Below are 6,579 nucleotides of genomic sequence, written 5' to 3'. Positions count from 1 at the left end.
TGTTCGCTCTGCAGCCGCCGCAGGAGTTCGCTGACGTTCACGCGGCCAGCTCCACGTCGTCGCGCCAGGTGGGGGTAGGGGTGGTGAGGCGGCGGAGCATGCCGGCGGTGGAGGCCCAGTAGACGCGGGAGGCCGCGTTGTCGGGTCGGTGGTCGTAGTCGCGGGCGAGGCGCCGGTGCAGCATGAGGGTTCCGTTGACCTGCTCGACCACCCACCGCTTCGGTTGCGGAACGAAGCCCTTGCCTTCGTCGTCGGGGTTGCGTCGGACCACCTCGACGGTGATGTCCTTCACCGCCCCGTGGATGATCACGGCGTCCTTGAAACCCTGGTCGACCAGGACCTTTTCCAGGCGCATCCCGCATCGTTCGGCCGCCTGGTCCAGCAGGGCGATGCCGGCCTCGTTGTCGTGCGCGCTCGCGGCGAGGATCACCACACCGATGACCAGGCCCAGCACGTCGACGGCGAGTCCCCGCTTCCTGCCGGGCGTCTTCTTGTTCGCGTCCAGTCCCGTCGTCTCCTTCGGCACCCCGGCCGCCACGCGGACGGACTGGGTGTCGATGATCACCAGGGACGGGTCCTCTCATCGCCTGGCCCGCTCCCGCACCTGGCAGCGCAGGATCTCCTGGATCCGCTGGTCAAGGCCGTCCTGGCGCCACAGGGTGAAGTAGTAGAACACCGCTGACCAGGCCGGGAGGTCGTGTGGCAGGAGCCGCCACTGACAGCCCGTCCGGTTCTGGTAAAGCAGCGCGTTCACGACCTCGCGCAGGTCGCAGGAGCCCGGGTCCCCGGTCGCCGAACGCGCCACCCGCTCCTGCTTCCACGCAGTGACCAGCGCTCGATCAACGCCCACTGCTCGTCGGACAAGTCGGTCGCGTATGGCATCCGTTCCATGCCCACGACCCCACCATGCACACGACACGACACGACGCGAGAGCGGAACCGTCCCATCACCCACGAACGGGCGACACCACATCATCAGGAACGGGACTTAACGCCCTCTCAGACCACTTCCACCGATGCGTCACGCGGCGGAAACGCCCATGCTGTTACCTTCGGTCGTCGTCATGCGTTGAACCTGCCCGCGTCCCCATGGTTTGCACATCAGCCGACGGCGCTACGCCACTGTTGAAGTCGTGTCACCCCCGGGCGTGCTGGCGAGTGACCCTGGTCAGTTCGTGCCAGAACGGGGCGGCGGAGAGATAGAGGCCGAGGACGGAAATGATACCGAGCGAGATGTCGACGCTGATCCGGCCCTGCTTGGCCCAGTAGACGTCCTTGAGATCCAGGAGGAGGGCGAATTCGTCGGCGATGAGCGCCGCTCCGGCGCCGTAAGCCGCGCCAACACCCGGATGGCCGACGTACTGCGCGTCACCTCGCACGGCGACCAAGCCGACCCCGGCCAGCGTGGCGATACCGAAGTTGTAATGGTGCAGATGAGTCCCGCCCGCGGAGACATTCCCCCAGGGCAGTCGGCCGCTGCGGATACCGTGGGTGATCAAGCGGGCCGCGCCGAACGTGACGCCGAAGGAGAGCCAGGTCGCGAGCAGCGATCGTTGGGTGTAGGTGGTGTGCTCATCCAGCGTCTCCCGCCACCGCTGCATCAGCCCCGGCCGCCACTCATCCCGCTCGTCGCATTCACGCTGTTTCGCGTTCTCGCGCATCCGGACCTCCTGACGCTTCCCGATGACTATCTTTCCTGACGTGGGACCGCCTCGCACTGTGTGCTGCCTGGAAGATCCGTGCACCGCCTCTGCAATGTGATACCCGTCAGTCCTGCGTGAGGCACCTCATCCCTCGCTCCTTGCTCGCTTCGGCCCGGCAAGCGGCTACTCGACCCGCCGGGATGCTGCGGATCGCTGCCAGATCCGCGTGACGCGCGCGGAGTGCGCCACGGCCCGGCCGTCGCACTCAGGGACGACCGGGCCTGCCGACCTGCGCGGCATGTCCGTGGACGGCACGAGTCCGCGCCCCCATACCCAGGGCGGTCCCGATCCCCAGGAAGGCGCAGACCCCGGCGGGCACGATCCACCCCGTGATCGGGGTCTCCGCGTGGCCGCCGTTTCCGGTGATGGCGAGCACCGCGGTCAGCAGGCCATAGGGGACCAGCAGCGTTCCCGTCCAGGCCAGAGCGAGCAGCAGCCTCCGGGGGAATCTCCGTCCCCACGGCCGGACGAGTGCGGACGCCAGGACCAGCCCCGTCAGGGCGAGCACCGCAGTGAAGTCGATGCCATGCCGTTCGAGCCACACCAGCGCATCCGGCCCACCGTGTCTCCTGAACTCGCTCGCCATGTCGAACCCGTCAGAAAGCCCCGTCCTGCCGCCTGATGCCCAGTACGTCTTGATGGCGATGTACGGCACGGCGAGACCACTGCTCAGGGTCACGACCCTCCGTACTGCCTCCGGTGTCAACACGCGCACCATTTCCGCCTCCGCCCCAGCTTCCTCGCTTGCCAACGGCTGTCGTCGGCTGGTTCCACAGTGCTTGGCTCGGGGCGTTCGGGGCGTCATACCTGGGTCCTGACTCCACGGTGGTTCCTTCCCCCGCGCGGGGGAGCCCCGGCGACCGCCCGCCTCACCCGCGCCGCCCGCACTTGCGGGACGCGCGGACTCGGTCCCCCGCAGGAGCATCGCCGTCGGTGTGACCGCCGTGACGGTGGTCGCTCGGGCCGGCGCCCTGGGAGCCGGTCTGGAAGAGGCCCCGGACCCGAAGTCGCAGGCAGAGAAGAAGCAGGAGCTGCGCAAGCAGCGGCGGCGGCTCCAGGATGCCGGGCGCCGCCGCTTCTTTGCCGGGCAGTCGCGCCGGCCCCGGGACCGGCAGAACCGCATCGGCAACGCCGTCGCGCGCCGTGATGCGCGCGCTCTGTCCTGGGTGCGGCACTCCACCGCGTGGCTGTGGTGACGAGGCACCGCACCCGGTGCAGTGCACCCGATCCGGATCCAGCCAGAGAAGGGCCTCCTGGCGCCAACTGCCGACAACTCCGCTACCTCAGCCAGCAGATGGGGCAACACCAGAAGGTCCGAAGTGAAGCCTGTGTGTGACTGGAGGAGCGGTCCGGTGCTGACGATCAACGTGGCGGTACTGCTCGCCTTCATCGTGGTTATCCGGCTACGTCGGCGCACGCAGTCTCGGAGCCGGCTGGACGAGAAGTTCACCGTGGTCATCGTTTTGGCTCTTGGCATCCTGATCGCTCCTACTGAGCTGGGCCAGGGCATCCTGAACGTCCTGACCCAGCTTGTGCAGGGTGTCTCCAACGCCGGCTGACTTCCTGGCTGCCCACCAGAAGCTGCTCACCGGTCGCGCAGGACAGGTACGCCTGCCTGCGGGTCCCGCCGGATAGCCCGCCCGTCAGGCGGGGAGCTATAAGGCGGCACACCGCCGGACACCGGGAGGGGTAACAAATATGGGGACAGTCACAGTCCTGCTGGTGGCGTTGGCCGCCGTAGTCCCCGCGCTCGTCATGACGGGCCTGGTACGCGCCGGACGGCACGAAGCGCAGGCCGAGAAGGCTCGGCTTGCCGAAGAGGTGCAGCGGCAGGTGCGCCGGTCGCTGGAGGCGGTCTGGGCGATGGACGACCGCGAGTTCGAGGAGTACATCGCCCAGCTGTGCCGCCGGGACGGCTGCACGGAAGTGGAGCGGGTCGGCGGTGCTGGCGATCTGGGAGCCGACGTGATCGGCCGTCTGCCCGACGGGCGGAAGATCGTCATTCAGTGCAAGCGCTACGCGAAACACCGCACGGTCGGCAGCCGCGACATCCAGACGTTCAACGGCACCGCCCGCGCCGAACACGGCGCCGACGTCCCCGTCTTCGTCGCCTCCTGCGTCTTTACGAAACCGGCCCGCGCATTCGCCGCCCGCCAGCACCTGACACTCATCGACATCAACCTGCTCGGCTTCTGGAACAACGGCACTGCGCTGGCCTCGCTCCTGGACCTGGACATCGCCCGCTCCGGCACCCATCGCAAGCTCCACCCCGACAACGACTGACAGGGGCACCACCATGCCGGATACCGAGACGCTCACCCATGCCTGGCACATTGAGGACCGGGAGTACTGGCGTCAGGAGGAACGACGAGGCCGCCGGTTCGCGTACACGAGCCTGGACCCCGCCCGCACGGCGCTGGTGGTGATCGACATGGTGCCGTTCTTCGTCGACGCCAACCCCTCCACGGCGTCACCGTCGACGGGACAGACCTCGACTTCTACCTTGCCGCCGCTCTCACCCCGGTGTTCAACGTCGCCAGGTGGTGGGCCGACCCCGCCTGGCGTCCTGCCCTGACTGGAGCCGACGAGGCGCAGGTAGGGCTCGCTTGAGACCGGACCCGCCACCTCCTGACCCGGGGAGAGGAACAAGAACAGCGTCGCCATCGCCTCCAACAAGTCATTCGGCGGCTGGACCAAGACCTTCACCGACTCCCGCCTCGGCGCGGCCATTGTCGACTGGCTCACCTTCAACGGCACCATCATCGAGACCGGCCACCGACTCCTACCGCCTTGCCAGCACCCGGGCACGAGCCGAGGAACCCGCCAAGACCGGCTGAGCCCGCCCCCACCCCGACGGCCCGCCTCCTCTCACCGACGGCGGGTCGTCCGCAGCGCTGGCATCTTCAAGAGGTCGATTCAACCGAGTGTTCAGAAGACGCACGGCCACGGGCACGTCGCAAGAGGTGCCTCGCCAGCAACATCACCCAGACCACCAGAAAGAGCGCCGAGACAACCCTCACCCAGGGGGCAGTGCCGCTACTGGCTGCTGTCCACCCATAGAACACGATGCTCAAGCACATCCCACCCGGGCCAGCGAAGAACTCGGCCCTCGGATTTCGTGACATCCCCACCCTCCCCCTGCTCTTCCAAGTCTCCGCCCGCGCCACTTCTGGCCCTACTCAGGAGCCGTCCCACATCCCAGACGCTTGTGCCGGCGCTGCCGGAGTCGCTCTGCGCCGGCCGTGAGAGCAAAGAGAAGTCCCATAATCAGCCCGCCCAGCATGGCGAGCAGGGGGCTATCGGCTTCGTCCTCAGGCGACACCATCAGGAAGAAGAGCGCGAAGGGGACGGCCATACAGAGACCGGCACTCATCGGGTGCCGGGCCACCCACTTCTGGATCCGAGTCGGACGCCGCTGCCCACCCAGGGCCCGATCCACAGCCCAGAACGCATCACCCAGAGACCGCCGCCAGTTCGCCACGGCAGAAGGATAGGGCAGCCCGGTCGGCAGCTCTTGGCCGAGGGCCAGTGGTCGAGCAGCAGCCTGTCAGCCATCAAGCTCAGATACTGACGTCATTTTCTCGTGAACATCTTTGAATCCCAAGATCGCCAACCGCTGCCCAAACCGGCAGACAAACGCTGCTGCTTGAAGTGAACGAAGCCACGGCGTCCTTGGAGGTGTCGCGGCGCAGCACCGCCGGGACGGACAGCCGTTTCCGGTCACCTTGTACACGAGTGAAACGATCACGCAGAGATGGTGCCGGGCGACGCCGCGTTGCCGCCCTCGCCTGCAGCGATGACTTTCCGAGCCCCACAGGTCACGGGTCAGGGCGTACGGATCGGAGCGCCCAGCCGGTAGCCGTCGTCGGCGGAGAACGCGGCGGCGACGGCGAAGCGATCCGCCCGGACGAGCGTCTGCCGCCACTCGACCGGGCGCCGGGCGGTGTCGTGACCGAGCCGGTCGATCGCGAACAGCGCGGTGGACTCGGGACAGTCGAGCAGGGTGCGCTCTCCGCGGCCGGGCACGACGGCCCGGATACGCTCCCAGCCGCCGCAGATGCGGGTGCCACAGTGGCGTTCGAGCTCGTTGTAGAGCGAGGTGTGGGTGAAGTCGACGTCCAGGAGCGGGCGGGCGACGTCCGCGGGAAGCCAGACTCGGTCGACGGCGAGCGGCTCCTCGTCGGCGAGGCGGAGGCGTTCGAGGTAGACGAGCGGTGTGGACTCCTCAAGTCCTAGACGGGCGGCGATGACGCCGTCGGCGCGCAGGTCGATCACACGTATGACGCTGCGCTGGACGGCGCCGACCTCCTCGACGGAGCGGAAGAGGCTGTACGCCTCACCGACCTTCTGCTCCAGCGGGCGGCTCGCGGTGAACCGGGAGACCCTGCCGCGCTGGGCGGTGACGAGGCCCTCCGCGCGAAGCTGCCGGAGAGCCTCGCGGACCGTGTGCCGACTGACCTGGTACTCGGCGACGAGGTCATGCTCGCCGGGGAAGACGTCGCGGAATTCACCGTCTTCGAGACGGCGCAGCAGGTCGGCGCGCAGCTGTGCCCATAGCGGCTTGCCCGCAGATCGGGTGAGGGGACGGGGGGCGGGCTGCGAGGTCACCGGCGCCCTCCTGGGGGTCGGGGTCGGACAGGTGGTGCGGACGCAAGGTGAATGTTCGTACATTCGGGAAAACAGTGCAAACCTGGGTCCGTCGGCTCCTCAACCGAGGGTGCGCCGGCCCTGGGTCGGAGAAGCGGCAACCCAACGTGATCGGTGCCCGTGACCGCAGCTCGGTCGCCGGACACCGGCGATCCCGCGACGGGCTCGGAGGCCCCGCCGACTCCGGCGGCAGCCGATCCATGCCGACCGCCACCCGGGACGGGGTGCA

General features: G+C 68.2%; 5 protein-coding genes and 3 pseudogenes. 4 read left to right on the top strand and 4 right to left on the bottom strand.

Annotated features, from left to right (window positions below; translation table 11 throughout):
- Positions 1-37: 37 nt before the first annotated feature.
- The 3 genes and pseudogenes from AB0N06_RS22305 to AB0N06_RS22295 form a co-directional block, all read right to left on the bottom strand.
- A pseudogene (locus AB0N06_RS22305) lies at positions 38-891 on the bottom strand (IS5 family transposase).
- Between the two features lie 245 nt (positions 892-1,136).
- Positions 1,137-1,661 carry a hypothetical protein gene (locus AB0N06_RS22300; protein WP_366136420.1) on the bottom strand — a complete coding sequence of 175 codons (525 nt, stop codon included), beginning with the start codon at positions 1,659-1,661 and terminating at the stop codon, positions 1,137-1,139.
- 247 nt (positions 1,662-1,908) lie between these two features.
- Positions 1,909-2,382 carry a hypothetical protein gene (locus tag AB0N06_RS22295; protein WP_366136419.1) on the bottom strand — a complete coding sequence of 158 codons (474 nt, stop codon included), beginning with the start codon at positions 2,380-2,382 and terminating at the stop codon, positions 1,909-1,911.
- 293 nt (positions 2,383-2,675) lie between these two features.
- Here AB0N06_RS22295 and AB0N06_RS22290 point away from each other — a divergent pair.
- From AB0N06_RS22290 to AB0N06_RS22275, 4 genes and pseudogenes are all read left to right on the top strand, one after another.
- Positions 2,676-2,899: pseudogene (locus AB0N06_RS22290) on the top strand (hypothetical protein); the annotation flags it as partial.
- Positions 2,900-3,055: 156 nt separating this feature from the next.
- The gene (locus AB0N06_RS22285; protein ID WP_366136418.1) at positions 3,056-3,262 is read left to right on the top strand and encodes a hypothetical protein; all 207 of its coding nucleotides are present in this window, start codon (positions 3,056-3,058) and stop codon (positions 3,260-3,262) included.
- 139 nt (positions 3,263-3,401) lie between these two features.
- Positions 3,402-3,986, top strand: a complete 585-nt coding sequence (locus tag AB0N06_RS22280; RefSeq protein ID WP_366136417.1) for a restriction endonuclease — start codon at positions 3,402-3,404, stop codon at positions 3,984-3,986.
- Between the two features lie 364 nt (positions 3,987-4,350).
- Positions 4,351-4,540, top strand: a pseudogene (locus tag AB0N06_RS22275) (ATP-binding protein); the annotation flags it as partial.
- A gap of 988 nt (positions 4,541-5,528) precedes the next feature.
- Here the strand turns inward: AB0N06_RS22275 and AB0N06_RS22270 are convergent.
- Positions 5,529-6,311 (bottom strand): GntR family transcriptional regulator, encoded by a 783-nt coding sequence (locus tag AB0N06_RS22270; RefSeq protein WP_366136416.1) that lies wholly within the window; start codon positions 6,309-6,311, stop codon positions 5,529-5,531.
- Between the last annotated feature and the right edge of the window lie 268 nt (positions 6,312-6,579).

Source organism: Streptomyces sp. NPDC051020, assembly GCF_040683105.1.
Taxonomy (GTDB): domain Bacteria; phylum Actinomycetota; class Actinomycetes; order Streptomycetales; family Streptomycetaceae; genus Streptomyces.
This window is presented reverse-complemented; position numbering and strand designations above follow the sequence as displayed.

What these genes read in the sequence shown, in the direction of transcription:
- AB0N06_RS22280 (WP_366136417.1), top strand. Translation starts at nt 3,402, where the DNA reads ATGGGGACAGTCACAGTCCTGCTGGTGGCGTTGGCCGCCGTAGTCCCC.
- AB0N06_RS22300 (WP_366136420.1), bottom strand. Translation starts at nt 1,661, where the DNA reads ATGCGCGAGAACGCGAAACAGCGTGAATGCGACGAGCGGGATGAGTGG.